This window comes from Anatilimnocola aggregata, assembly GCF_007747655.1.
In the GTDB taxonomy this organism is placed as follows: Bacteria; Planctomycetota; Planctomycetia; order Pirellulales; family Pirellulaceae; genus Anatilimnocola; species Anatilimnocola aggregata.
Genome location: NZ_CP036274.1, coordinates 4,334,694 through 4,359,546, shown reverse-complemented (window position 1 = coordinate 4,359,546; position 24,853 = coordinate 4,334,694). Strand labels below are relative to the sequence as shown.

Sequence of the window (24,853 nt, the reverse complement as noted above, 5' to 3'; positions counted from 1 at the left end):
TGGTTCGAAAGGAGTCGAATCATGGCATTAAAACAACTCAGCACATCATTCCGAATCGGCCTTTGCTTCGCTTGTGCAGTTCTCTGCAGTTGCGCGAGCCCGAATACGCAGGTGCAGCGCATTCAAGGCGAAAAAGACGAACTGCTGGCAACCATTCGTCAGCAGCGCGACGCCAATCGCAACCTGCAAACCCAACTAGCGTCACTCGAACAGAAGCTAGATCAGGCGGAAACACAACTTGCCGGCGGCACTCCCCGCCCGTTAGCCAGTCGTACGGCAACCCCTCCGAAGCCGACCTCATACGCTGCGAACACAACTTCTAAATCGGCACCAAAGTTGGCCAGCAAGTCCCCGGCCCCTGCAGGAGAAGAGGCGCTGCCGTGGCGTCCGCACCGGGCGTCTACGCAGCCCCCGGCTTCACTGCCAGCGATCGCTCAACTTGCACGGCAGGATGACCGGATTGAAGTCGATGCCGAGACTGGCGCGGGCGTCTGGGCCGAAGGGATCGGCTTTGAACAGAACTCTTCAGTTCTGACGCCCGAGAGCCGTCAACAGTTGGCCGAACTGGCCAAGCTACTGCAGAGATCCCCAGCGAGCAAGTTCCGCATTCTGGTTGCCACTTCAGCTGAGCGCAGTGGCTCGCGCACTCAGGAGGGGCTGGCCAAGAGCGGTCGCCAACTGGCAACTTCGCGGGCCCAAAGTGTGGCCGATTATTTGGATCGGCACGGCATTGCCGAAGATCGGCTGGCCATTTCGAGCACCGGCGTGCGAAAATCAAACCGCAATGAGCATGGCCAGCCCATTACCGCCGCCGAAGAAGTGCGGGTTTATCTGGTCGATCCCGATCAACCGGTTCTCGGCTGGTTGAATCCCGAGATAATCCGTCGATAAGAGGGCACCGACGTTTCAGTTTTGATGCGCGATTGCGCTCGTAAACTGTACCAATCCCGCAAGCAGGGAAATCTGCAAAAAGCTTGCTCACAGCGACTTAAACGCTCGTGACGATCTTACAGCGGCTAGCATCAAAAAAGTGCGCCGCACGCGACAGATTTACGCAAGTTTGCGTTGGAGAGCCGCGCCGCTGTAGCTAAAGTCGATATCACGCCAGCGCGTTTGCGACTCCCCCCTCATTGCTCGCGGCCGCTGGACTCCCCCGCTGGATAAGGTTCGAGACTGCTATGGGTTCCCAAAGCGAAAACACGGAAGTCGACCAATTGCTCCTTAATGCTCGCCTGCGTGACGAGCTGGAGCCGTTTCTGGACGAATCGGTCGACGTGCTGGCTTGCAAACAACTGCCCACCTCGGACGAGAACGAATTTCTCGCCTCGATGCTGGCCTGGGAACGGGCTCCCGCGCTGCCGATTGCCCAGTGGTTCAATCCTCCTCTGCAGTTGGCTTCGCCCGAACGGCTGAGCGACGATGAACTGCGCGAACGCTTGACCGCAGTGATCGAAAAGCTAAGTACCCGCCGGATCTATCTGGAACTAACCGATCACTTGTCAGATCGCCAACTCTACTGCCTCATTGCCCGCGATATTCTGCCTTCGCACGAAAAGATGATCGACCTGCCTCACAACTATCTCAACTGGCGTTGTCTCGACGCAGATCTCGATGCCGAGACCTGGCTCGCGTACTACGCTACGGATGAAGAGCGGGATATGTGGTCGGCGGAAAACAGCCAGCCTATGCCGGCGATGTTACCGCCACCCTATCCTCGCGATCTGCCTCGCAAGCTCGATTTGCCGCGCTAAAGCTGGCCCTTAGCTGCGTGGCAACTCAACGAGTTCCACCGCATCTCCCACGCGAATCGTTCCCCCTTGCAGCACTACGGTGCGCAGGCCTCCGCGCTTGAGTAGGGCCTGCTTGATGTGGGCAAACGTCTGCTTTTCTAAATAGCCACAGGGATCGCAAGGCTGCAGACCGCGGAGAATGACTTCGCCTACACGAAAGGTCTTGGAGACAAGATCGTTCAACGGTACGCCTTGAACGAGCAGATTTCGCCGGGTAATCAGGTGCGTGATCGGGAGGCCGGATTCTTCGCACGCCGCGGCTATGGCTTCAGCGGCGATCAATGTCACCTGCTGCTCGTCGTCGATCTTTCCCTTCTGCCCGGCGCCTTTGCCCGCTGAGTAGCGATCGCCGACGATGCCTCGCCCGGCGATGATTTCCACTGACTCGCATAGTTCAAGCGGTGCTTTCGCCTGCGGCGCAATCCCAATGGCGAGTAACTCACCCGCAAACGATACCGACATAGGCTTCCCTGCTAAAAGCGTTGCGATTAGTACTGGCCTTGCGCCGGCTGCAGGTAATGAAAGCCGGGATTCGGCGAGTAAGACGCAGCTGGTCGCTCGGGTTGATAGTAGTTGCCGTAGGTATGGACCGATTGAGGAGTTGTCGGCAACGTCAAAGGTGTCTGATGAGGCTGTGGGCCATAGTATGCCGTGTTGATCTGCGGATTGTACCGCGGTGGCACTGGTGCTTGATACGGAGGGAAGGGCTGTTGAGCATATGAGTACGGTGTGTACTGCGAAGTCAACGGATGAAAACTGGTCGTCGATCCCGCGACGGGCTGCGGAGCATAGTACGAAGGTGCTACTGGCGAACCATAGAAGGCCGGCGGTGGTGGTGAAACCGGGTGATACGCTTGAGCGACCGGCTGCATCTGCACACCGGGTAACACGGGGCGATAGGCGGGTGCTGAAGGGAGCGAATAGGAAGCTGAAACTCGATAGCGAGGCCATTCGGCTTGCGATTCGGTCGCCGACCCACAAAGCCCAACGACAGCCACAAGCAGCGCGAAGGACGGACGAAGTAGCGACTTCATAACAAACTTTCCTTACAACCGGCAATTTTCGAATTCAGCTCAAGATTTTTCTGGCCTGCAAGGTGAATCTTATCGGACGAATTCGACGCGACAAGCAAAAGCGCACAGTTCCAACCAGAAATGTCGTAGGCGTTGTTCCGGTGGTACTGCTTGCGTAAACCTTGCAGGCATTGCTGGCTGAAATGGCGAAGTGGAAGCCGAGACCGCAGCGTTATTTCAATGCCTGATAGTACGCACCCTCGCGCACAATGGTGCGCAGATGATTCAGGATTTGATCTTCCGCGATGCGGCGGCGAGTGGCGTAGTTTGCGTCGTCGTTCGTCACATTCCGCAGCATGCCGCAACTTGCCTCGGCCATGCGAACTCCGTAAACGTCAATCGCATAGTTGAGCTTCCCGAGCGTTAGCCAGTCTCGAATGCGAACAAGTGGCATCGCAATTCCCTCTTCAGCAAACGCCTGGCGCATGCGCGGGATCTCGACCATGATGTGGCAAAACGGAGTGCCGCGAAACAAGCGGACCAAGCCACCGCCAATCGCGAGTTCTAAAGGTTCGACGTTACGAACTTCCTCACTCTGCTTGTCACTGCTCGCCGCATTGATTCCAACAGTTGCGCCTGACAAGTTGGCGAGGAGTGCGCCCGTCGGTGATGCGCTGCCAGCCAGCGCGAGTGAACTCTGCAAGAACAGTCGCCGTGACATTGCCAGCCTCCATTGCAAATGAGTTGCTACCCATTCTAACGCAAAAAAGCTGATGGTACTTAGAGGCGAGAGCCCGGGAAGTGGGCTAATTTGATTGACCAGCCAGGTCAGCCCTTCGCCGCGAAATCTTACCGCCCAATTGCAACCAAAGTGTCCAACATGCACCCTCATTGTTGGACACAAATCCCTCGGAAACCCAAGAGTTGCGCTATCTGCTGTCCAACAATCGACCCAATTGTTGGACACCCCCCTTTTGCGGTTTGCGTGCCCAGCCGTCACTTGAATCTCTCTCGTTCTGGCAGTCGCTTAAGTCAGCCCACCGTCAGTTCCAGGTGGTGAGATAAACGATGTGAAAACCACTACGCAACGGGTATAACTGGCAGCCTCTCCCCGAGCCGACAGTCCCGTTTATTGCGAGCATCGAGTGCCATGTTGAATCACTCTTCCTTAAGCCTGCTGTCGGTCGCGTTTTCGCTGGCAATCATCAGTGGTGCAACTGCTGCACAGCCACGCACCAATGTGATCTTGATCGTTGCCGACGACCTGCGACCGGAACTCGGCTGTTATGGCTCGCTGGCGAAGACGCCGCACATCGACAGTTTGGCGAAGCGGGGCGTGCTGTTCGAGCGTGCCTATTGTCAGCAGGCACTGTGCAATCCTTCTCGCTCGTCGTTCATGACCGGGCAACGCCCCGATTCGCTGGGACTATGGTGCAACGGCACGCACTTTCGCGACTTGCGGCCGAATGTGATCACAATTCCCGAAGTCTTCAAGAAGAATGGTTACGTCACGCGTGACGTTGGTAAGATTTTTCACAATTGGCACACGGCCGTGAAGGGTGATCCCCAATCGTGGTCGGCTCCCGAGTTTCTGCATTACGAGAATCATGGCAACGATCAACCAAAACTGCCGGGAGTGAACATCGCAGACCTGAAGAACCACGCCACAGCTCCCAAGACATTCGCTTACGACGTGCCCGACGAAGCCTACTTTGATGGCCGGGTCGCCGACGAAGCGATTCGTGTGCTGAAGGAAGTTAAAGACCAACCCTTTTTTCTCGCGGTTGGTTTTTGGAAGCCTCACGCGCCATTCAATGCGCCCAAGAAGTATTGGGATCGTTACGAGCGGACTCAACTGCCGAAACTCGATCCGAGGTGGCCGAAGAACGGGGTAGAACTTGCCAGGCACGAAGGCCAGGAGTTGCTCGGCCCCCCTGATAAGCGACTTAAGCTGACGGACGAAGACGTTGCCGAATGGCGGCATGGTTACTTTGCGAATACAAGTTATCTCGACGATCAGGTGGGCAAGTTCCTGCGGGCTGTGGAAGAAGCCAAGCTCAACAATACCTACCTCGTCTTCGTCGGTGATCACGGCTATCACCTTGGAGAACACGAGTTGTGGGCCAAAACATCCTGCTACGAACTAGACGCACGCGTCCCGCTGATTGTGGTGCCACCCAGTGGCGAGAACGGCGGGAGCAAGGTGCTGTCTCCCGTCGAATTGATCGATTTGTTTCCAACACTTATCGCAGCCTGCGGGTTAACGACCGAGCAAAAGCTGGATGGCAAAGACTTGTCGCCGGCGTTGACTAACGCCACCGCATTAGGTGATACCATTGCGTTCACCCAGCATCCGCGCCCGGCGTATTACGACCGGACTCCCAGTAAAACCCCGACTGCGATGGGCTACAGCGTGAAAACCGTAGCTGCTCGCTATACCGAGTGGCGCGACTGGAACACGGGCAAAGTCCTGGCGATGGAACTCTACGAGCATGCGAGCGATCCCCACGAACTCAACAACACTTCGTCAGCGCCCGCCGATCCGGCAATCTTGCAATCCGCGCGAACTGCCTTACACAGGCAGTTTCCGCCAGAAGTCGTTCCTGCCAAAACGGCTCGTTAGTCGATGCTGTTACTAGCTTTGTTACCTCTCCCCCAGGAAGTTCGTTCGATGAACCTTGTTTTGCACCGTTCGTTGCTTCTGGCAGCCGCGTTGATAATCAACCTGACATCGCCGGCAGCGCACGGCCAAGAGCCCCCCAAAGGCGAAGTGTTGAAATTTAGCTTTACCGAGAGCAAGATTTTTCCCGGCACCACCCGCGACTACTGGGTCTACATTCCTCAGCAGTACTCCCCCGAGAAGCCGGCCTGCGTCTATGTGAATCAAGACGGCGTGCAATGGAATGCGCCAGTGGTTTTTGACAAGCTAATCACCGCCAAGGAAATGCCAATCACCATTGGCGTTTTTATTCAGCCCGGTCGTGTGAAGGCTGTGAATGGCGAAGCGCTCGATCGTTTTAACCGCAGCTTTGAGTACGACGGCCTCGGTGATGGCTATGCACGTTTCGTCCTCGACGAGATTCTTCCCGAAGTCGAAAAGAAGACCGCGACCGACGGCCGAGCAATCCGGCTCTCGAAAGAAGGCAACGATCGCGCCATCGGCGGTTCGAGCAGCGGCGCAATCTGTGCATTCACCGCGGCCTGGGAACGCCCCGATGCGTTCAGTCGCGTCTTCAGCGGCATTGGCACCTACGTCGGTTTGCGCGGCGGCAACGAGTATCCCACCTTGGTCCGCAAGGTCGAACCCAAACCCCTCCGCATTTTTCTGCAGGACGGCAGCGGCGACTTAAACATCTACGCTGGGGACTGGTGGATGGCCAACCAAGAACTGGAGCGCTCGTTAATCTTCGCCGGTTACGAAGTGAATCACGTTTGGGGCGACGGCGGACACAACGGCAAGCACGGGACCGAAGTCTTTCCCGATGCCATGCGCTGGCTGTGGAAGAATTATCCGGAACCGGTCAAAGCCGGCGCTGGCTCGCCGCAGATGAAAGAAATCCTGCTACCCGTTGAAGGCTGGCAATTGGTCGCTGAGGGTTACAAGTTCACCGAAGGTCCGGCGGCCAACGGCCAGGGAGAAGTGTTTTACAACGACATTCCCAATGAGAAAACACTCAAGCTCAGTGCCGACGGGAAGGTGAGCACCTTTATCGAAAGCTCGAATCGTTCGAATGGCCAGGCGTTTGGACCTAATGGCTCTCTGTACGCCGTGCTGATGGGAAAAGAACAAGTGGTGAAGTACGACGCCGATGGCAAGGCCACGGTCGTCGCTGATGGCTTTCGCGGCAACGATCTCGTCGTGCTCCACAACGGCAGCATGTACGTCACCCAGCCCGGATGGGACAACAAAGGCCCGAGCCAGATCTGGTACATCAGCCCGCAAGGCGAGAAGAAGGTCGTCGACTCAGGCTTGATCTTCTCAAACGGCGTGACAGTATCACCCGATCATTCGCTGCTGTACGTCGCCGATAGCCGTACGCATTGGGTCTACAGCTATCAGATCCAGCCTGACGGTTCGCTCGCTCACAAGCAAAAGTACTATCACCTGCATGTGCCAGACACAGCCGAAGATAGCGGTGCCGATGGGATGCGCTGCGATCGCGATGGCCGCCTGTGGATCGCTACGAAGATGGGCCTGCAAGTCTGCGATCAGGCTGGTCGCGTGAATTGCATCATTCCCACACCCAATGGCAAGTGTTCGAACCTCTGCTTTGGCGGCGAAAAGTTCGACACTGTCTTTGCGACCTGCGGCGACCGGGTCTATAAGCGCAAAGTGAAAGTCAGCGGCGCTAACGCCTGGCAACCCGCGTTCAAGCCTACAGCGCCACGGTTGTAAACTTGTAGGCCGATAATAAGCGGTGTTCAGCGTAGTTTGTAGGTCAGGTCGGTACTCCGCCCTGACAAACCAGCGCTGCCCCGACAATCAACCTACTTTTTTACTAGCCTGCTCTGCGAGCAGTTGTCGCGCACATTCATCGGCAAACAGCGGAGCGCGGCGTTTGATCACCATGTAAAAACAAGGTTCCACCCAGCACGAAATTGCGGCGATCATCTGACATGGCGGCCAGCACCCCGGGGACAACCATTGATCCACAGCGGATTCTAAGCGATCTTTCGTCGTCTCGCCAAATCGCCCGCGCGCCGCATCGAACCGTATTTGTCAGGGCGAAGTACCGACTTGACCTGCTGGCTCGCGGCTGGCCATATTACGTTTAGTTCTCTGAAGTAGTTCCCGGACATGCACGGCCATACTGTTGCCGCTATGACATGGAGCAAGGCATTCTTCCGCAACTGCTAACATTTCGTGCATTACGGGGACATTCGGCTCCTTGTCACGATTGCGATGCATAAGAAAATTGTTTAATTCAAGCCCCAACTTCAGACCAATAGTTTCTCGCATGATTGGCGGTAGTGAGTCCAGTTCCTTAAAAAAGTCCTGAAGCTCTTGTTCCCGTAGTAGGTCGGTATAGCAAAGATGCCTCAGGCGAATCATCAACTTGAGCCATGGTCCCAAAGCCTTGGTTTCAGGCAGACTCCTCAAGGCCTCGACTAACTCATTCGAAGGTCGATCCCAAAACAGCCGATCGGCCGAAAGATAATGATGCAGCGAATCGCTATTCAGTTTCACGAACTGCAGCGTTTCGGGCGGCACGGGCGCCAACTGAATCCGAACTTCGTTGGATGTAACCGACGTTTTGCCGATGCGTAACTTGACGTGCAGATCTAATTCTCGAAACTGCAGGGCATCGTAGGATATCCGCCAGAGCGGTACTACCAGATAGTAACACCTCGAGCGAACGGGCTGGAAAAATTCTTTGGTAAGCCGGACGCCGGTGGCCGGAAACCGGTCGAAAGGAGCAATTTCGGTCCAAGTGTCCTGACTATTTGCCTTGCGAAAAAAACCACGATGGTGCCGTGCTCCCAACCGAGTTCTTTCGGAATCTCCAAGGTCGAGCCGGTGATGTTTCTGATGTCGACTCGCAGAGGCAGGACTGAGGCTGTCGAATGCTCCGCCTTGTCAATCTTGCAATGAACAGCGAATTTGGGCGGATCCGCGCCGGCAGCCTGCGCAGTGAGAACCCCGACAAATACGCAAAATACTGCAAGTCGATAATGAACTTCCATGGGAACACGGTTCTTTGAATGGAATGGAATTGATTTGAAATGCCGTCAACGTGTTTGCGAACACGCCAGCACCGAGCCGCCGAAGTTTGTAGGTCAGGTCGGTACTCCACTCTGACAAACCAGCGCTGCCCCGACAAACAATCTGCTCTCTTACTCGCCTGCTCTGCGAGCAGTTGCCGCGCACATTCATCGGCAAACAGCGGAGCGCGGCGTTTGAGCACTATGCAAAAACAATGTTCCACCCAGCACGAAATTGCGGCGATCATCTGACATGGCGGCCAGCACCACGGGGACAACCATTGATCCGCAGCGGATTCTAAGCGATCCTTTGTCGTCCTGCCAAATCGCCCGCGCGCCGCATCGAACCGCATTTGTCAGGGCGGAGTGCCGACCAGACCTGCAGAACTTGCGCGGCGGAAAGTGGCAGGTGTTCCGAAAAGGATCCTCCGCGAGCTGATTGCATTGTGACTCGTGCTGCCGACGCTGGTCGGTAGTGAATTCCGCGGCCTGCTGTTACAATGCCGAAATTCACCGTCCTCTCCGCATTTGGCTCAAAACTTCCTATGTCACACGGTCACGGTCGTCCTCCGGCAGCAGAACCCATTCCGATCAGTTTGGAGCCCAAAGAGGGCTGGCACTGCACCCATCTTTACTACCGGTTTGACCGCGGGGTGCTCGCTGGCATGTCGGCCGAGCAGATCGCCCGGGGCAAAGAAGAACTCATCGCGGCACTGAATCCAGAAGGTCCGAACGCCAGCGCACGGCTACAGACCAGCGTCGTCAGCGGACAGAAGGCCGACTTCGGGCTGATGCTGATGGATGCGAATCCGCTCAAGATCGATGCGGTGCAGCAAGCGCTCGTCAGCGGCAGCTTGGGCCCGGCACTCGTGCCGACCTACTCGTTCGTGTCGATCACCGAAATCTCGGAGTACGTCTCCAGCGTCGAGCAATACGGCAAGCGCTTGATCGCCGAAGGTGATACCGAGGGAAGCCCAACCTATCAGGCCAAGATGAAGGCCTATGGCGATCGCCTGCCGCTGATGAACAAGCAGCGTCTGACCCCCGAGTTCCCTCCCTATCCGGCCACCTGCTTCTATCCGATGAACAAGAAGCGGAAGGTTGGCGAAAACTGGTTCCTGCTCCCCTTCGACGAGCGGAATCGCCAGATGGCCGAACACGCCCGCAGCGGCATGGAATTCGCCGGCAAGGTCTCGCAGTTGATTACGGTTGGCCTTGGCCTCGACGATTGGGAATGGGGCGTCACGCTCTGGGCGAAGAATCCGCAGTTCCTCACCGAGATTGTCTATCGCATGCGGTTTGACGAGGCCAGTGCGCGGTACGCCGAGTTCGGGCCGTTCCTCGTCAGCTACATCATGACGCCGGCCGAAATGCTGGCCCATTGCCGCATCGGAACCTAACCCAATCCGCTATGTCGAACCCGTTGCTCCGTCCCGACGATCCCCGCTTTCGCAAGCAGCAGATCTCCCAAGCTGACGGCGCGAATCCGTATGCTGAAGGGGACGGAGTGCTGGAGGCCGAAGCAGATGCGGCCTCCACGCGGGACAAGAACTCTTTCGCCGCGCCCGCCAGCAGCGGTGGTCGCCCCTTTGTGCCGCAGTACGAGGTGACTGCCGATCATCGCGCCGGCCTGCTGTTGATATTGACCTCCATCACGATTCTGGCCAGTGGAGTCGCCTGGCTTACCGCCACTAGCTTCATGCTGGTCGGTTGGCTGCTGCCATTAATCGGAATTGTCCCGTCAATTGCCGTTGTCTTTTTGGCTGCCGACGACTTGCGAACCATGCGGCTTGGTGCCCGCGATCCCGCCGGTCGAACCCTCACGCTGCTAGCGCTCTGGCTGAGCGCATTCACAACGATCACCATCCTTACCGCCACCGGGCTGATGATCTATTGGGGCATCAGCATTCTGCCGCCAGGCTTTTTGTAAGGGCGGGGTCAATCCGTAGTCCGGTCATTCCCTGACCGGAACAACCGAGTCATGGAATAACTCGACTACGAGTAAAACTACGCGACCTGCGGCACGGCGACGTTCAACTTTTGGGCAGCAGCGGTTAGGGCGTTCCAGTTTTCAGCATCGAGCGATAAGCCGGAAGCCTTGCGCCGTTCATAGAGCTTGCGCTCGGGATCGCCAGGAAGCATGATCTCTTCGCAACCATCCATCCGTGGGCAACTGCGAATGTATTCGCACAGCTGCTCCACCTCCGCCTTGAAGTGCGAAGCACCGCCATAGAGGCCCGGATCGATGACCATCATAAACACGCAGTTCCCCTTCTTGGGATAGAGTTCCGGCCTGGCAGTCACGCCGCCAGAAATCGCCCCGGTGAAGATCTCGATCATTAGACCAAGCCCGAAGCCCTTATAGCCCTGCGTTCCGCCCATCGGCAAAATCGAGCCTGGCGGATTGCCGTACAGCGTATTCGGGTCGGTCGTCGGCTTCCCTTCGCAGTCGAGAAGCCAACCTTCAGGAACTTTCTCGCCGGCAATCTTTTTCACTCGCACTTTGCCTTCGGCAGTGGCACTGGTGCTAAAGTCGAGTACCAGCGGCGAATCTTTGTGCGGCACACCAATGGCGAGAGGATTGGTGCTCAAGCGGGGCGACTTGCCACCGGGCGGAGCCACGCGCACCGCAGCGCCGTGCGAGTTCACCATCAGCAGCGTGACGAGCCCTTCGGCAGCAGCCAGTTCGCAGTATTCGCCCAAGCGACCAATGTGCCCGCAGTGAGTCATGGTGCCAATGGCCTGCCCGCTCTTGTGGGCCTTCTCGGCAAGCATCTTCAACATCCGCACGCCCTGCACCTGACCGACGCCCCAGTTGGCATCGGCCACAACTCGGCTCGGCCCTTCGTCGAGCACCGTTAGCGGAGCGCCTGAGATGACTTCGCCATCCTTGATGGCCTGAATGTAGTACGGCAACCGCATCACACCGTGCGAGTCGTAGCCTCGCATGTTGGAGTCGACAAGGCTTCGCGCAGTGACGGTGGCTTCTTCGGCAGAAGCACCTCCGGCGAGCAACAGGTTCTCAGCAAACTTTTCGAGCGCAGCAGGTGTGATGACGGGCATGGTGGGCTGGGGGCTAGTGGCTAGGAATTGGGAGATTAGGAATGAGGTGCAACAATGGCGAAGCGAAATTTACAATCAATCGACATGAGCTGAGAACTAGACATTCGACTTAGACGCTGAGAACATAAGTCCCCAGCTCCCAGTTCCTAGCCCCCAACTCCCAACTTACGGCAAGCGGCGAACTTGCAAATTGCGGAACATTACGGTGCTGCCTGGGTCGTGAGCTTGCAGAGCAAAGGTTCCTTCGCTGAGCTTGATCGTACCCGACTTGTCGGCGGGCTCTTCGAAGTCGACCACGGTCTTGTCGTTGATCTTCACCATTACGTGTTTGCCGTCGACCTTGATGTAGTACGTGAACCACTCGTCATCCTTGGCGGGAGCTTCCAGCACTTTTACCGTGTTGTATAGGCCACCCGTCTTTTGCGGGTCTTTGTTGTAGCTGTTGTTTACCTGGCATTCGTAGCCGATCTTCGGCCAATCTTTTTCCTGCCACTGGGTGTGAATGAAAATGCCCGCGTTGCTGTTGGTCTTGGTTTGCACTTCGCACTTAAATTCAAAATTCTTGAACGGTTTATCGTTGGCCGTATAAAACGCATGAGCGCGCGTGCCATGGGCGACGATGGCGCCATCCTTTATCGAGAAGCTCTTCTCGTTTTCGGCAATCTTCCAGCCGTCCCAAGTTTTGCCGTCGAACATTTGCACCCAATCCGACTTTTTGTCTTCGGCTTGAAGGGTCGCAACGAGGCCGATGGCGGCCAGGAGTAGGGAGGCAAAGTAACGCATGAGAGGAATTCCTGGATTCAAGTTCGCGGGAAATAGGGCGGGCCAAACGAAGCACGGTTGGTTCATCAGTGTGACAAGGCGCAAAGCACTTGTAAATCGGCTGAGAACGCTGAAAGTGCGTGTTCGGGGGGCCGATCATGTCCGCCAATTTAGTCCACTCCCGGCCACGCCGGCAGCGAATCGAGAAACGCTCGCTTCGCACCGTGCAGCCAGAAGTAGTCTTTTCTGATCTGACGGAATTGCAGCGTGTTTTGATAACGGTAACCGGATATCAGCAGAATGACTCCGATGGATACTAGAATATACGCTAAAGTCGCAATGTTCCCGCCGAAACGTCCGACTAGCGCGGTGCCGGTCACGAGCGCAATCGCTAACGCCAGCATGATAAGTCCCCACATGAATTTTCGGCGTCGCTGTCGAGCTTCTACTGCGTAGCCCTCGGCGGAGATGGCATAGACAAACGTCTTCCTCCGTGACATCCAGTCGATTGCGTACCACCACTTCACCTCTTGGCTGCGCCATTCATCGGCCAGCTCATTGGTAAGCAAGCAGCGCGGCGGAAAATCGGCCTCGGCATGGATCACGAGCATATCCCGCTCGCGCCAGATCCCGACGCCTAGCTCGCGCGAGGCGTGATACTCCCCGCTGCTCGGCGGTGCTGCGTACGGATTGAGCGGACTGGCTGTCGATTGCGACCGCTCCTGATCCTTCAGCAGCGCGTCGTCTTCGGCGAAGGGATTGGAACTGGACATACACCTATTTTAAGAAGCATGCCCTAGCTGCGAAACCAAGTTGCCAGCACCTTTGCGGCATTCAAAGCGATTCAGAGCAGAACTCTCCAGTGGAGCTACAAAATTCGCCGTCGTGGCCTGCTGCGTTGCACTCACGCTAGGTGCCATCGGTTTGTTTACTGGTTCCAGTTGTTGCATTCGCCGTATCCGGTTTCGTCCCCGGACCGCGAGGGTTTATCAACACCCCCCTTTTGCGTGCAGCACTGTCAAGCCGTTCTGCTGCAACGAATTGCGCCAAACTTGCGAAACCTGAAATCATCGTGTTTGTTGATAAACCCCGTGGCTGAAACTCTGCAGCGCACCTCGCCACGATCGTTTCTTGCTCCTCACTCGCGATGCCAAGAAACATTTCCGCGCAGCCGCGCAAACTGCTTCTGCCGAGCAGATACGATCCTTCCACCAAGTTGCCAAACGGTCACCTCAATTATTTACACCTCTTTACTACTTGTCAAGTACATCTCGCCGAGAGTTGCCGTGCCAATTCGGCGACGAGAATTGTTTGTGATCTTCGGTCAGAGTGCCTAAAATGCCCACCAAACTTTTCTTCTTCCGATTTCCCAGGAACTAGCATCCATGAACGCCGTTCGTTCATTACTCCCCATTTGTGCTTTGGTGATTGGGTTGTTGGCTGCCGGAACCCGCGAAGCGAGTGGAGCCAACACTTACAAAGAGGGCGACTTGATCGAAGTGAACTTCCTCGGCAAGTGGTGGCCGGCGACTGTCGTGGCTACGAACGCGCGCGGGGATGTCATGGCCGAGTACGAATTCGCTGGCGGCAACCAGCGCAAGGCTTTTGCGAATGCTGCGGTGCGCTACCAGTGCGAGTCGGGAGCAATCGCGCCCGTTCGCACCTGGTCCGATCCCAGCGGCACCTTCAAAACCAAAGCGGCGCTACTGAAGATCGAAGGCGAGGCGATCGTCATTCGTAAGCCCGACATGAAGGAATTGACGATTCAGGTGGCCAACTTGAGTACCAGCGACCAGTCGTTTGTGAAGTCGTTGCAAAAGAAAGTTGCCGACGACATTAGTTCCGGCAAGAAGTGGGTAGAACCGCCTCCACTCGAAACCTTTGCTGCGGGAGACGCGTTCTCTTCTACGCCCGCGTTCGGTGCACAAACAACGGCCATCACGCCCGATCCGTTGCCCGCCTATCTAAAGATCAAACAGGGTGGCGTTGCCTGGGCATTGGACAATTTTCACGATCGCATTAGCGCCGTGATTCCCCTGGGCGGCACAGATAGTTGGATTTTGGGGGTGGTTACCAATGGTTTTGAGAAGGAGTTTGGCACCCGCCTGTACTGGGTTTCGCTGGCCAAACAGAAGGTCCAGCAGCGGCACATGCTCCCGCCCGGTGAAGTGGTGCTCGACTATCATCCCAAGGCGAAGCGACTGCTGACGCAAAGTGGCGGTGGCGTGGGAGAGGAAACAGCCTACACCTTATGGGGCGCTTCGCCTGTCGAAAAAGAGCTAAAGCCAATCGTCAAATGGCGTGCAGAGAAAGGCCCCAGCGCCACTACACCCTGGGCTCGCATCATCGACGAGAAACTGGTTCTGCAGCGAGCAGACAAGCAGAAATACATCGCCTGGGATACCGAACGGAAGCAAATCGCCTATCGCGTTTCGCAGGAATCGTTCTTCGCTCCGAGCGCAATCATCAGTGGTGGTCGCAAGTACCTCGTGCTGCCCGAAGACGAGCGCGTGCGCATCATCGATACGACGAACGGACAAACGCTCACGTCTCTACCAGCAGCAGCATCCGTTTCCAGCGTTGCCCTCAGCGAAGACGGCACGAAACTGGCTGCGCTCGAACGCTATTCGCTGCGAATTTGGGACGTCACCAATCCAGCCGCGGCGGAAGAACGGATTGCCGCCGAAGCTATCGGCACTCCGTTTTCTACTACCATGACCTGGGTTGGCACCGACCGCCTGATGACTTCCGATTTTCATGGGTCATTGGTCTTGTTCAGCTTGAAACGTCGGCTGGCCCTGTGGACTTACGAACTGGATATGGATGCCCGTCCTGAACATGGGGCGACGCGCACGCACGAAATTGTCGATCGCCACCTGGTCTATGCCGCCTCGGTTCGCCAAGGAGCGAATCACGGCCTGGCAGTGGGGGCTGTGCAATTGCCTGGTCCCAAGGTCGACGAAGCCGACAACGCCGTCGATCCGGCCTCGCTATTGATCGTGAAGCCAGGAACCGCCGTGAAACTCGACGTGCAATGTGGCGAACACGATGCTCAGGTGCGAACCGCACTGGAAGCCGAAATTCAAAAGAATGGCTGGGTTCGTGACGACAATGCAACCACCGTGCTGACCGCTTCGATGAAGCAGGGTGAATCGCAAACGGTCACTTATCGTCTGGGCGGGTTCGGCAGGCCGGTCTCCGAAGAGTCAGTTACCATCACTCCCTATATCTCGTCCCTGAACCTGACCGTCGATCAAACGGTAGCCTGGTCGTCGGGGACTCGCACCGGTGCTCCCGGAATGGTCTCACTGCGCGAAGGGCAAACCCTGCAAGGCGAAGTGGAACGTTGGCAAAAACCTAACCCTGGCTTCTTTGCCACGGTTGATATTCCGGACAGTATCTTCGATCCGGCCAAGCGCAAAGGGATGGGTACTACGAGTGTGACGAACCGTGGCTTGATTCCGAAGTAAGACTGCGCATCAGTTGCGGAACAAACTGGCGAGCACCTCTCGGCATTGCAAAGAGATACCGGGAGCTGAACTGGCCCGCGGACCAGCGACATTTAAAACAGCCGGTTGGTGCTGTTGCAGCCAGCTGCGAATTGTCACCACCTGCTCGCTGAGTTCTCCCAGGGCGAGGTCGACGCAAAGGAGCTGTTTGCGATGCTGGGCCGCGAACTTACGCGTGAGGTCCGTTCCGCCACTCATCGCATTGCGAAACAGAATCAACGTGGCATCGGAATCGCGCACGTTCCATTCAGTGCGGATGTGATAGCGCGGGCTGTCGGTTTCTTGCAATAAAAAATGCGCGGGGATTGGGCCATCTTCAGCCAGGCGACCGCGCGGACACCAGCCACCATGTTCGATCTGGAAGGCCATCGCCACTTCGAGTGCGGTTCGATCGACACCCGTTTGACCACCCGAGACGATTCGCTTGACGATCTTGATCGCAGGTAATTTGATCGTACTAGTGGGTTTGGCAGGAAGAGACATGAGCATGCCATTAACTTGCGGCGATTCGTTCGGCCACCCGCAACTTTGCACTGCGGCTGCGGGGATTGGCAGCCAATTCTGCCGGCGAAGCGGTGAGCGGCTTCTTGGTGAGTACATTCAGTCGCGTATCGCTCCGAAAGGCTTCTTTCACCAGCCGATCTTCGAGCGAATGAAAACTGATCACTGCCAGGCGGCCACCAGGAGCCAGGAGTGCCGGGAGTTTTTGCAGGGCGATTTGAATCGCCTTCAACTCTTCGTTCACCGCGATGCGCAAGGCCTGAAACGTCCGCGTAGCGGGATCGATGCCATCCTTTGATCGCGGCACACAGCGGCGAACAAGCGTGGCCAGTTGTTCGGCCGTCTGCACCGGGTGCTCCAACCGAGCTGCGACGATTTGCCGCGCGATGCGGCGACTCAAACGCTCTTCGCCGAATTGATAAATGATGTCGGCCAGTTCATTTTCGCGCAGCCTCGCCAGGAGGCGATACGCGGGTTCGCCCTCTTCGGGATTGAAGCGCAGGTCGAGTGGTCCCGTGCTATGAAAACTGAAGCCGCGGTTTTCATCGGCCAATTGATCGCTCGATAGTCCCAAGTCGAGCACGATGCCATTCACGCTCTTTACGTCGAGTTCAGCCAGCAATTCGGACAACTCGAGATAGCTGGCCGCGGCCACTTTCACATTCAGACCGCGCAGGTTCTGTTCGGCAGCTGCGACGGCCGCTGGATCGCGATCAACGGCCAGAACATAGCCCGCGCCTTGCAACCGCTCGGCCAATAGCCGCGTGTGACCACCGGCTCCCAGCGTGCCATCGACCAGAATCTGGCCGGGCTGCGGGTTAAGCCACTGCACAATTTCGGCGGGCAAGACGGCAACGTGAATGGGCAAGGAATCCATGCCGCAAGATAACACAGCGACAGGTCGCCGGCAGGGGCACTTGACGTGCCTGGCCAACCTCGCGGTCGAACCAGCTTCCCGACCACGGGAGTGCTTCCGTGCACCCCCATATGGGTCGAAGCTGGTCAGCCTTCCGAGCCAATCAGGCTCGGTCAACTCACCCCAGCGGCAGAGGACATCTTGCCCTCCGTAATACCGGCAGCTGAACTACGGGAACGTCAGCATGAAGTGTGACTGGTGGCCGATCGCCACACTCCACTCGCCAGTGCCGCAACCTCACGGACAAACTCTGCACACGATCGTAAGACAATTTGCAACCAAAACCATTGTCGTATTCTGAACACTATCTAATCTACATTCAATACAACTTAGTTGAACATGGTCAACAACTTGTATTTTGTATCTCAGTTTGTTGGGGTCATTGGACAAGTTCCCAACATACGAATCTCCTCGCGTCCGTCAACTGAATGATTGGTTGGGCAGCGGCAGTTGTCGGCAGCAGGAATGCCTCAAACGTGCAGCAATTCGCGGTCTTTGCGCGGCAAGGGACGCCAAAGTGCCCCTAAGAGAAATTTCGAGAATTCTCAGGACTTCGTCAGCCGCATGTAAAGTTGTTCATAAGCTTGCGTCATGACTGCTAGCGAAAAGCGTGCTGTCACGCGGGATTGATTCGCCCTCCCTAACGCGGCGGCCAGTTCTGGCTCGCAAGCCAGTGCTAGCACAGCCCGTTCGAAGCTAGGTGAATCTCCCTTGGCGACACACTGTCTTGCCGCAAGTGGTCCGAGAATCTCATCCGCGCCTTCGACACGCGTGGTCACTACGGGAAGGCCTGCAGCCATCGCCTCAAGTAGAACGTTCGGCATCCCTTCCCAGCGCGACGAAAGGACCATTAGCTCAGCTGCACGAAGCAACTCGGGAACATCGGTTCGCCGGCCGAGAAAGTGAACGCGCTGGCGAATTCCAAGCTGCACCGCTTGCTGCTCCAGTCGCGTTCGCTCGGTACCATCGCCCACGAGTAGTAAATCATGCGCCGGAAGCTCGGAAAATACACGGGCAAGAATTGGTAGCAGCCAGTCGTGACCTTTTTGCTTTTCGAGTCGGCCGATGGCGATCATCAGCCTGCGATCTGCGGGCATACCCAGCGTGGTTCGATCGGCGGAGGTAGCGTTCGCAAACCGATCGACATCAACGCCGTTAGGAATGACTTGCAGTTTCTCGCGCGCGATGCCCGCACTTTGCTCGCAGAAATCTGCGACGCTCTGGCTCACGCAGACAAATTTTGCGATGAGCGGCGATAGCCAGCGTTCTAGTCGCTGCCTGCTGCGGCTGGGGTCGGCTACGCGCACGCCAGCCACGACTTTCGTGCCGGCTAAGCGTCCAGCCAGGGCCGATACAACATTCGCATGAAACAGAAAGCTTTGCACGATCGCGGGGCGCAGCTCGCGCAATCTGCGGCGCAAGCACCAGATTGCCCACGGAAATTGCCACTTGTGCCGTGCATTCAGGAATTCAACCTGAATTCCCGCCGTTTCCAACTGATCGACCAGGATTGAATTGGCCGCCGTGGGCCGCGCTCGCAGGGAAATCACTACTGGTTGCCACTGCGACTTGTCCAAACGCAAGGCCAGGTGCGTGAAGGCTCGCTCGGCGCCGCCTGGGTCCAGTTCGGTGATGACCAGCACGATTACTCGCGGCGAAAGCGACGTCATGCGGTCTCAAGAGGCAAATCAAGGGGAGGAGCGGGCACGGGACCGCCTATAACGCGGGCCGCAATTCCCCTATACTCGCTCGCGAGGCTGTTCGGAACAAGGCCGATTCAGCGAGGTCTCATGGCAAGTCTCCAGCGCCGATGCGCCGGGTAACCGAACTTGCATCCTGCAGCACCAACATCAGCGCGACCGATGACGGAACTTGCCGACTACGACTATGAACTGCCCCGCGAACTGATCGCGCAGCATCCGCTCGCCACGCGCAGCGATGCGCGCCTGATGATCGTCGATCGGGCGCGGCAAATGATCGATCACGCTTACATTCGCGACCTGCCGGAACTGTTGCGCCCGCGCGACTTGCTGGTGGTGAACGACACTCGCGTCATTCCTGCCCGGTTGGTCGGCCGGCGTGAACGAACCGGGGCTCGTTGGACCGGGCTTTTCTTGCAAGCGGATGAGCACGGTGCGTGGCAGATTCTGAGCAAGACCCGCGGCAAGTTGGAAGCGGGAGAATCGATTCAGGTGCTGTCTTGGGATTTGCGGCAGAGCACCCGCTTACGACTGCTGACGAAACTCGAAGGTGGAGTGTGGGTGGTCCGTCCCGAGCCTCTCGGCGATCCGTTAGAGGTATTGCAGCAGGTCGGCCGCGTGCCGCTGCCTCCGTATATTCGCGATGGCGAAATGACCGACGAAGATGAGCAGGCCTATCAAACAGTCTTCGCCCAAACCGCAGGTGCCGTCGCCGCGCCGACCGCGGGACTTCACTTCACGCCCGAACTTTTATCGAAGCTTGAGAAGGCCGGCATCACGCGCGCTGCGGTCACCTTGCATGTGGGAGTGGGAACCTTTCGCCCGGTAACTGCCGAGCGACTTGAAGATCATGTGATGCATCAGGAATGGGCCTCACTCGGGCAGGAGACGTTGCAGAAGATTGTCTCGACGCGGGCGAATGCCGGCCGCGTGATCGCAGTGGGAACGACCGTGGTCCGCACGCTGGAATCGGCGGTGAATGGCGGAGTTCTGCAGCCCTTCACGGGCCAGACCGACTTGTTCATTCGGCCGCCGCATCACATCTCGACAATTGATGGCCTGCTGACGAATTTTCATTTGCCGAAAAGTACGTTGCTGGTTCTTGTCCGCACCTTTGGCGGCGATCAACTCATCCGCCGCGCATATCAGCGGGCGATCGAACAGCAATATCGCTTCTTTAGCTATGGCGACGCGATGCTGATCATCTGACTTCCAAACCACCTCAACTTGCCACCAGCTCGCGCGTGATGCCGGAGGATCGCTTTTGGCAGCTGCAACGGAAGTTGAACGGAATATGGTCTCACCTGCTTATACTGTCTGCGGCTTCCAGGTGAACTCCGGAGAGGTTATCGTTGCTCTGATCTGCGGCTCCCACCGCATGTAGGAAACTTCGTTAACACGATTCACTCCATTGGCATCCCTCCCGCGCGATTATCGCGACCGCTCTCTACTCCGAGGATTTTCATGAAACGTTTTTTTGCTGTCACTGCTCTGGCTGTTGTCGGTATCGTTAGCCAACTTGGTCTGCAGTCGATCCAGGCCGCTGAAGGCGATAAGCCCGGTGCCGCCCTTCATGGTTTTCGCTTTGAATTCCCTTGTAAAGATCCGATGCCCGAGAATCCGAAGGAAGGTGCGGACGGCCCATCCGGACTGGTCACGGGCGATCCCAAGACGACGGACAACTTTACGGTAAAGAAGGAGTTTGGCGGCGAGAAGGGAAAACGCTATCAAGTAACGCTGCGATTCCGCGGCGTGGTCGAGCCAATGATGTACAAGGGCGGCAAGCAAGTCGGCGAATACTTCTACATCGGTGGTGAGAAGAACAACGGCACTTACAACATCTATCAAATCAGCGTGTCTTCGCCGGAGAGCCACTACTTCCTGAATCGCCAGGATAAAGTCGGGCACAAGATCTTCACGATCGACTACACCCAAACCATCGAGATCGATGGCGGGGCAACCATCACCTTGCATGGCGATGGGCAGAACGGTCGGATGATTACCAACTTTAAGAAGTTGGTCGTGCCCGATGTGGCCCCCGCTCCCAAGCCGTTCAATGGCCAGTTCATTCAAGTCGACGTGGTCGAAGTGAAGTAGTGGACAATTACGCAGCCAGGCATCGCCGAATTTAGAACAATTCGGCGATGGGCGAGCCATCGCCATCGATCACGTTGCGCGGCCGGCCTTGGTTGTCGAGATACTGCACGCCGGTTGGCACGTCGAAGTATTTGAACCAGGTGGCAGCCAAATCGCCGGGCGTCACGGGGCGCTCGCGAATTTGTCCCCCATCACTCTCCGAGGCACCAATCACCTGCCCGTGCTTCAAGCCACCGCCGGCCAGGCACATCGACATGATGGCTGGCCAATGATTACGGCCATCGGTACTTCCTTGGGTTCCCATGGTGGGCGATCGACCAAACTCCCCCATCGCAATCACCAGAGTGTCGTCGAGCAGGCCGCGCTCTTCGAGGTCGCTCACCAGGGTTGTGAGGAGGTGATCGAAAAGGGGCAGCAATGGTCCAAGCCCCTTCTTAATGCCACCATACGGCGGAATGTTATCGCCGTGGGTATCCCAAGTGCCGCTGGCCGTGTGATAGCTCAGATCGAGTGTCACAAAGGCGACGCCAGCCTCGACGAGTCGCCGCGCGACGAGCGCCTGCTGGCACCACAAGTGTTTGCCGTAGCGGTCGCGAGTGGCCTGGTCTTCCCGCGTCAAATCGAAGGCTTGCCGAGCCCGACCACCGACGAGCATTTCGACTGCCTGTCGCTGATAATGCGACAGCGCATCCATGGAACCGTTTTGATCGAGACCTTTGCGCAGGCGATCGAAGTCAGTGAGCAGTCGCCGACGGTCGTGGAGCCGATCCATCGAAAGCCCGTCGGGTAGCTGAAAGAGGCTGCCGGTTGTTTGTTCGCCAGTGTCGTTGCCAACAAGGTCGTACTTGGGTAGCAGGCAGGCATCGTTGGCGATGAAGGGATCGAATTGCTTCCCCAGGTAACCCGAAAATGCCAGGTGCGATGACGACTTCATGAAGGCGACATAGGGAGGCACACCGGCCTGATTCGCGCCATGATGCTTGGCGATCACCGAGGCCAACGCGGGATACTTCACTGCCTCGGGATTGGTGCGCGGCTCAGCGCGCAGGTTGGCAGTTTGAAAGACGATGTTGGGCGAGTGATTGCTATGCTTGGCATCGACCGAGCGGATGATCGTGAAGCGGTCGAGCATCGCAGCCTGCTTGGGCAAATGCTCGCAGATCACCACGCCCGGCAGTTTGGTTTGCGTCACGCCAAACGGTCCGCGGTTGATCTCCGGTCGATCGGGTTTGCTGTCCCAAGTGTCGATGTGGCTCGGGCCACCGGTCATCCAAAGCAAAATGCAGCTCTTGGCCGATTTCATCGGGCGGCCAGTTGTGGCGGCTTCTGTGCGGGCGCGTAGCAACTCCGTGAGTGGCAAACCGGCCATGCCCAGCATGCCAGCTTTGAGCATGTTGCGACGACTGCGCAACGTGAGCCCCTCGGCCACATTCCCCGCATAGTTGTCGAAGGCATGGGCACGATGCTCTTGGCGAATACAGGAACGATTCATCATACTCGCGGTCCTTGCTCAATTTCGTCGCGGTGAAAGTTGCCTTACTGCGATTCCAAACGAAAACTTGTCGTGGCGTAAATTGGAAGTCCATCGCGCGAAGACTCAGCATGAATCTCAATTGTTGTTCGCGGCGGCAAGACAGCAGAGGGAAGAAATCGCAGTGCCAACTGGGCAGTTTTTTGATCGCCAGCGACTTCAACCGGTTCGCACTCGATGCCAACAACATCTTTGGGAAGTGCCAGGCGCAGCGTGATGGGCTGCATCGTGGTGCGCCGCATCAATTGCACTTCCAGGCGCTGCGTCTCTCCGTGACTGCGCTGGACGATCCCCGGGGCAACGGTCATCGTCAGCAAACTGGGTTGACAGCCGACGGACATACTGCCAGGAGCGACATGAAACACGGCGTACAGCTTGCCATCACTGCCCGGCACTTCGGCAACTCCCATTACGCGGCTGCGGTGAGTCGTGCCTTCCGTCACCTTGTGCTGCAACACCAAGGGGAGCGAACCGCTGTCGCTGCCAGCCGGAATTTCACCCGTCAGTGGAATCAAGGTGCCACGACGATCGGGCTCGACGCCAATCAGCTGAATTGGTCCCGTGAAGCCCTCTTTGCGAGTTACGCTGACGGGAAAGGGAAAGGCGGCGGTGCGAGGGGCATCGAGAATGGTGGTCGTCGTCTTGAGCGTGAACGGAACCTCGGGACTGATGGCCAGCCACAGCGATTCACTGCCGGAGCCAGCCGTAGCAGCCTCGGCGATCATTGCCGTTTTCTGTTTCTCTTCGCCGGACTTGGTGCTGCGGACGACAATGCGGATGAGTCCGCCAACTGGCGCTGTGGTTTCGGCTATCGTCAGCGGCAGTTGAACGGTCGCAGGAGTTTTGGCAGGCACCGGTTGCGGCTTCACTGAAACACCCGCCGGCAGATCGAGGGCGGTGACTTCCAACTCGTCGGCCAGGCCATCGATTCGATCGACGATGACGGCGACGTTGGCAGTCTGCCCACTATGAACCATCAGTGACGGCGTGTTGACACGGGCACTCATGGCGGGCTGCTGCGAAGTCAGCTGCAAGCGGTAGATATACTCTGCATTTCCGCCGCGACTTCGATCGCGAAGCGAGACGAAATAGCGACCGTCAGCTGGCGCGGTAAATAATAAGCTCGGGTCGCGCGAACCCTTGGCATCGTCAATTTCAATCAGCAACTTGCCAGCTTCGCTAAGGACAGTCAGCACAATGTCCGTCGCAAACTGCAAGTTCGCAGAGTCAACGTCCACCACGATCTTCTCACCCTTCTTGGCCGAGAAAGAAGCGAAGTCGATATCGCCGGGCGTGCCGAGACGACCGTTCAACGTTGCAGGAAATGGCAACGTTGGCGCCTGTTCGATCGTATTGTTGGGTTCGGTCTCGATTTGATTCGGACTGTCGCTGACGGGGAGTTTTAGGCGATTGACGCAGCCGGGCAGCGTCAGTTCGAAGCGCTCCACGTTTTGCGGCGGTACGCTGAGCACATGATTTTCTCCGCCCGGCGAAGGAAGATTCCAGCCGAACACAGTGACTGGTGTTTCCGTTACTCGCGATACTCCCGCGGGAAAGGCGTAAGCCAGCCATGGACCATCGGTCACGGTTAAGCGATAGATAAAGTCAGCTCCGCCGGCCATCTGAAAATCAAACATCTGAAGCGTGTAATGGCCGGCAGCCGGTGCGCGAAACACCAATAGTGCATCGGCCGTACGATGCGGAAAGCTGCTCGCCACTGGTTTGCCAGCGGCATCCAGCACTCGCAGCATCGGATCGACGGGCGAGCGAATGGCACGGGTCGTTACGGCGCAGACAATTTGAGTTCCTGCAGCGAGCGTGAGTCCGTACTCGTCGATATCGCCAGCTGCGTCCAGTCGGCCGTTGGCAGTTACCGGCAACTTCAATTCCAAGGGCTTTTGTTCGCCCCGATGGATGACTTCGGGCAACTCACCGACCAGAAAGGGAAAGGGGGACGAAGCTCCTTGAACTGTCGACAGCCGGGCTTCATGCGGTCCAGTTTTGGCATCGGCAGCGACAGCGAACCGGTATCGATTGGGATCGCTGGCGGCCTCGAGAGCAATCCCTTCGCCGGCCATACTCAAACGACAGCCAGGTGGCATGAACTCGCCGCCAAGATGCACGTCGACAGTGGTCCCGCGCTGCGCTCCGGCCGGAAAGAGGAATTCAATTCTGGGAGTCGATTGCGCGCTGGCAAAAGGACCGCTCATTGCGACTAGCGCCGCAGCGCAACAACCAACAAACCAGCGGACGAGAGTGCAATCGCTC

At 57.3% G+C, this 24,853-nt stretch carries 21 protein-coding genes; 9 read left to right on the top strand and 12 right to left on the bottom strand.

Features of this window, described 5'->3' with window-relative positions; translation table 11 throughout:
* Positions 1 to 21: 21 nt before the first annotated feature.
* Both ETAA8_RS16470 and ETAA8_RS16465 read left to right on the top strand, forming a co-directional pair.
* Positions 22 to 891 (top strand): OmpA family protein, encoded by an 870-nt coding sequence (locus ETAA8_RS16470; protein WP_202921887.1) that lies wholly within the window; start codon positions 22 to 24, stop codon positions 889 to 891.
* A gap of 287 nt (positions 892 to 1,178) precedes the next feature.
* Positions 1,179 to 1,751, top strand: a complete 573-nt coding sequence (locus tag ETAA8_RS16465; RefSeq protein WP_145090433.1) for a hypothetical protein — start codon at positions 1,179 to 1,181, stop codon at positions 1,749 to 1,751.
* A 9-nt stretch (positions 1,752 to 1,760) separates the two neighbouring features.
* On the opposite strand, the gene ETAA8_RS16460 is transcribed toward ETAA8_RS16465, so the two are convergent.
* The 3 genes from ETAA8_RS16460 to ETAA8_RS16450 all read right to left on the bottom strand — a co-directional run bounded on the left by ETAA8_RS16460 (position 1,761) and on the right by ETAA8_RS16450 (position 3,695).
* Entirely contained in the window at positions 1,761 to 2,252 is a 492-nt protein-coding gene (locus ETAA8_RS16460) for an MOSC domain-containing protein (RefSeq protein ID WP_145090430.1), read from the bottom strand.
* 26 nt (positions 2,253 to 2,278) lie between these two features.
* A complete protein-coding gene (locus ETAA8_RS16455) occupies positions 2,279 to 2,824 on the bottom strand; it encodes a hypothetical protein (protein ID WP_145090426.1) in 546 nt (181 codons plus the stop codon).
* 211 nt (positions 2,825 to 3,035) lie between these two features.
* Complete coding sequence (locus ETAA8_RS16450; protein WP_145090424.1) at positions 3,036 to 3,695, bottom strand: FHIPEP family type III secretion protein; 660 nt, start codon at positions 3,693 to 3,695, stop codon at positions 3,036 to 3,038.
* A 258-nt stretch (positions 3,696 to 3,953) separates the two neighbouring features.
* Between ETAA8_RS16450 and ETAA8_RS16445 the strand changes: the two genes are divergently transcribed.
* Together ETAA8_RS16445 and ETAA8_RS16440 are read left to right on the top strand one after the other, a co-directional pair.
* Positions 3,954 to 5,426 carry a sulfatase gene (locus tag ETAA8_RS16445; protein WP_145090421.1) on the top strand — a complete coding sequence of 491 codons (1,473 nt, stop codon included), beginning with the start codon at positions 3,954 to 3,956 and terminating at the stop codon, positions 5,424 to 5,426.
* Between the two features lie 48 nt (positions 5,427 to 5,474).
* Complete coding sequence (locus tag ETAA8_RS16440) at positions 5,475 to 7,199, top strand: SMP-30/gluconolactonase/LRE family protein (RefSeq protein ID WP_145090418.1); 1,725 nt, start codon at positions 5,475 to 5,477, stop codon at positions 7,197 to 7,199.
* 324 nt (positions 7,200 to 7,523) lie between these two features.
* Here the strand turns inward: ETAA8_RS16440 and ETAA8_RS16435 are convergent, their stop codons facing one another.
* Complete coding sequence (locus tag ETAA8_RS16435) at positions 7,524 to 8,288, bottom strand: hypothetical protein (RefSeq protein WP_145090415.1); 765 nt, start codon at positions 8,286 to 8,288, stop codon at positions 7,524 to 7,526.
* A gap of 763 nt (positions 8,289 to 9,051) precedes the next feature.
* On the opposite strand from ETAA8_RS16435, the gene hemQ reads away from it, so the two are divergent.
* Complete coding sequence (hemQ, locus tag ETAA8_RS16430) at positions 9,052 to 9,906, top strand: hydrogen peroxide-dependent heme synthase (RefSeq protein WP_145090412.1); 855 nt, start codon at positions 9,052 to 9,054, stop codon at positions 9,904 to 9,906.
* A gap of 11 nt (positions 9,907 to 9,917) precedes the next feature.
* A complete protein-coding gene (locus tag ETAA8_RS16425) occupies positions 9,918 to 10,436 on the top strand; it encodes a hypothetical protein (protein WP_145090408.1) in 519 nt (172 codons plus the stop codon).
* A 77-nt stretch (positions 10,437 to 10,513) separates the two neighbouring features.
* Here ETAA8_RS16425 and ETAA8_RS16420 read toward each other — a convergent pair whose 3' ends face one another.
* From ETAA8_RS16420 to ETAA8_RS16410, 3 genes are all read right to left on the bottom strand, one after another.
* A complete protein-coding gene (locus tag ETAA8_RS16420; protein WP_145090404.1) occupies positions 10,514 to 11,569 on the bottom strand; it encodes an Ldh family oxidoreductase in 1,056 nt (351 codons plus the stop codon).
* A gap of 165 nt (positions 11,570 to 11,734) precedes the next feature.
* Positions 11,735 to 12,352: a 3-keto-disaccharide hydrolase gene (locus ETAA8_RS16415; protein ID WP_145090401.1), complete on the bottom strand. Its 618-nt coding sequence runs from the start codon at positions 12,350 to 12,352 to the stop codon at positions 11,735 to 11,737.
* 149 nt (positions 12,353 to 12,501) lie between these two features.
* The gene (locus ETAA8_RS16410; protein ID WP_145090398.1) at positions 12,502 to 13,104 is read right to left on the bottom strand and encodes a hypothetical protein; all 603 of its coding nucleotides are present in this window, start codon (positions 13,102 to 13,104) and stop codon (positions 12,502 to 12,504) included.
* A gap of 612 nt (positions 13,105 to 13,716) precedes the next feature.
* On the opposite strand from ETAA8_RS16410, the gene ETAA8_RS16405 reads away from it, so the two are divergent.
* A complete protein-coding gene (locus ETAA8_RS16405) occupies positions 13,717 to 15,801 on the top strand; it encodes an SHD1 domain-containing protein (RefSeq protein ID WP_145090396.1) in 2,085 nt (694 codons plus the stop codon).
* A 9-nt stretch (positions 15,802 to 15,810) separates the two neighbouring features.
* Here ETAA8_RS16405 and ETAA8_RS16400 read toward each other — a convergent pair whose 3' ends face one another.
* The 3 genes from ETAA8_RS16400 to ETAA8_RS16390 form a co-directional block, all read right to left on the bottom strand.
* Positions 15,811 to 16,329, bottom strand: coding sequence for a putative molybdenum carrier protein (locus ETAA8_RS16400; RefSeq protein ID WP_238397783.1), 519 nt, complete (start codon positions 16,327 to 16,329; stop codon positions 15,811 to 15,813).
* A 4-nt stretch (positions 16,330 to 16,333) separates the two neighbouring features.
* The gene (gene rsmH / locus ETAA8_RS16395) at positions 16,334 to 17,209 is read right to left on the bottom strand and encodes a 16S rRNA (cytosine(1402)-N(4))-methyltransferase RsmH (protein ID WP_391484813.1); all 876 of its coding nucleotides are present in this window, start codon (positions 17,207 to 17,209) and stop codon (positions 16,334 to 16,336) included.
* Positions 17,210 to 17,802: 593 nt separating this feature from the next.
* A complete protein-coding gene (locus tag ETAA8_RS16390) occupies positions 17,803 to 18,927 on the bottom strand; it encodes a glycosyltransferase (RefSeq protein ID WP_145090390.1) in 1,125 nt (374 codons plus the stop codon).
* A 192-nt stretch (positions 18,928 to 19,119) separates the two neighbouring features.
* Here ETAA8_RS16390 and queA point away from each other — a divergent pair, with 192 nt between their 5' ends.
* Together queA and ETAA8_RS16380 are read left to right on the top strand one after the other, a co-directional pair.
* Positions 19,120 to 20,166, top strand: coding sequence for a tRNA preQ1(34) S-adenosylmethionine ribosyltransferase-isomerase QueA (queA, locus tag ETAA8_RS16385; RefSeq protein ID WP_145090387.1), 1,047 nt, complete (start codon positions 19,120 to 19,122; stop codon positions 20,164 to 20,166).
* 255 nt (positions 20,167 to 20,421) lie between these two features.
* Positions 20,422 to 21,054, top strand: coding sequence for a hypothetical protein (locus ETAA8_RS16380; protein WP_202921886.1), 633 nt, complete (start codon positions 20,422 to 20,424; stop codon positions 21,052 to 21,054).
* 31 nt (positions 21,055 to 21,085) lie between these two features.
* Here the strand turns inward: ETAA8_RS16380 and ETAA8_RS16375 are convergent, their stop codons facing one another.
* Positions 21,086 to 22,549, bottom strand: coding sequence for a DUF1501 domain-containing protein (locus tag ETAA8_RS16375; protein ID WP_202921885.1), 1,464 nt, complete (start codon positions 22,547 to 22,549; stop codon positions 21,086 to 21,088).
* A 41-nt stretch (positions 22,550 to 22,590) separates the two neighbouring features.
* Positions 22,591 to 24,795 (bottom strand): PPC domain-containing protein, encoded by a 2,205-nt coding sequence (locus ETAA8_RS16370; RefSeq protein WP_202921884.1) that lies wholly within the window; start codon positions 24,793 to 24,795, stop codon positions 22,591 to 22,593.
* Positions 24,796 to 24,853: the final 58 nt, after the last annotated feature.

Bases quoted from the DNA above. Each gene is read 5' to 3' on its own strand.
- ETAA8_RS16380 (WP_202921886.1), top strand. From the start codon at position 20,422: ATGAAACGTTTTTTTGCTGTCACTGCTCTGGCTGTTGTCGGTATCGTT.
- ETAA8_RS16420 (WP_145090404.1), bottom strand. From the start codon at position 11,569: ATGCCCGTCATCACACCTGCTGCGCTCGAAAAGTTTGCTGAGAACCTG.
- queA (WP_145090387.1), top strand. From the start codon at position 19,120: ATGACGGAACTTGCCGACTACGACTATGAACTGCCCCGCGAACTGATC.
- ETAA8_RS16405 (WP_145090396.1), top strand. From the start codon at position 13,717: ATGAACGCCGTTCGTTCATTACTCCCCATTTGTGCTTTGGTGATTGGG.
- ETAA8_RS16370 (WP_202921884.1), bottom strand. From the start codon at position 24,795: ATGAGCGGTCCTTTTGCCAGCGCGCAATCGACTCCCAGAATTGAATTC.
- ETAA8_RS16375 (WP_202921885.1), bottom strand. From the start codon at position 22,549: ATGATGAATCGTTCCTGTATTCGCCAAGAGCATCGTGCCCATGCCTTC.
- hemQ (WP_145090412.1), top strand. From the start codon at position 9,052: ATGTCACACGGTCACGGTCGTCCTCCGGCAGCAGAACCCATTCCGATC.
- ETAA8_RS16415 (WP_145090401.1), bottom strand. From the start codon at position 12,352: ATGCGTTACTTTGCCTCCCTACTCCTGGCCGCCATCGGCCTCGTTGCG.
- ETAA8_RS16425 (WP_145090408.1), top strand. From the start codon at position 9,918: ATGTCGAACCCGTTGCTCCGTCCCGACGATCCCCGCTTTCGCAAGCAG.
- ETAA8_RS16445 (WP_145090421.1), top strand. From the start codon at position 3,954: ATGTTGAATCACTCTTCCTTAAGCCTGCTGTCGGTCGCGTTTTCGCTG.
- ETAA8_RS16410 (WP_145090398.1), bottom strand. From the start codon at position 13,104: ATGTCCAGTTCCAATCCCTTCGCCGAAGACGACGCGCTGCTGAAGGAT.
- ETAA8_RS16450 (WP_145090424.1), bottom strand. From the start codon at position 3,695: ATGAGGGTGCATGTTGGACACTTTGGTTGCAATTGGGCGGTAAGATTT.
- ETAA8_RS16400 (WP_238397783.1), bottom strand. From the start codon at position 16,329: ATGCTCATGTCTCTTCCTGCCAAACCCACTAGTACGATCAAATTACCT.
- ETAA8_RS16390 (WP_145090390.1), bottom strand. From the start codon at position 18,927: ATGACGTCGCTTTCGCCGCGAGTAATCGTGCTGGTCATCACCGAACTG.
- ETAA8_RS16455 (WP_145090426.1), bottom strand. From the start codon at position 2,824: ATGAAGTCGCTACTTCGTCCGTCCTTCGCGCTGCTTGTGGCTGTCGTT.
- ETAA8_RS16465 (WP_145090433.1), top strand. From the start codon at position 1,179: ATGGGTTCCCAAAGCGAAAACACGGAAGTCGACCAATTGCTCCTTAAT.
- ETAA8_RS16470 (WP_202921887.1), top strand. From the start codon at position 22: ATGGCATTAAAACAACTCAGCACATCATTCCGAATCGGCCTTTGCTTC.
- ETAA8_RS16460 (WP_145090430.1), bottom strand. From the start codon at position 2,252: ATGTCGGTATCGTTTGCGGGTGAGTTACTCGCCATTGGGATTGCGCCG.
- ETAA8_RS16440 (WP_145090418.1), top strand. From the start codon at position 5,475: ATGAACCTTGTTTTGCACCGTTCGTTGCTTCTGGCAGCCGCGTTGATA.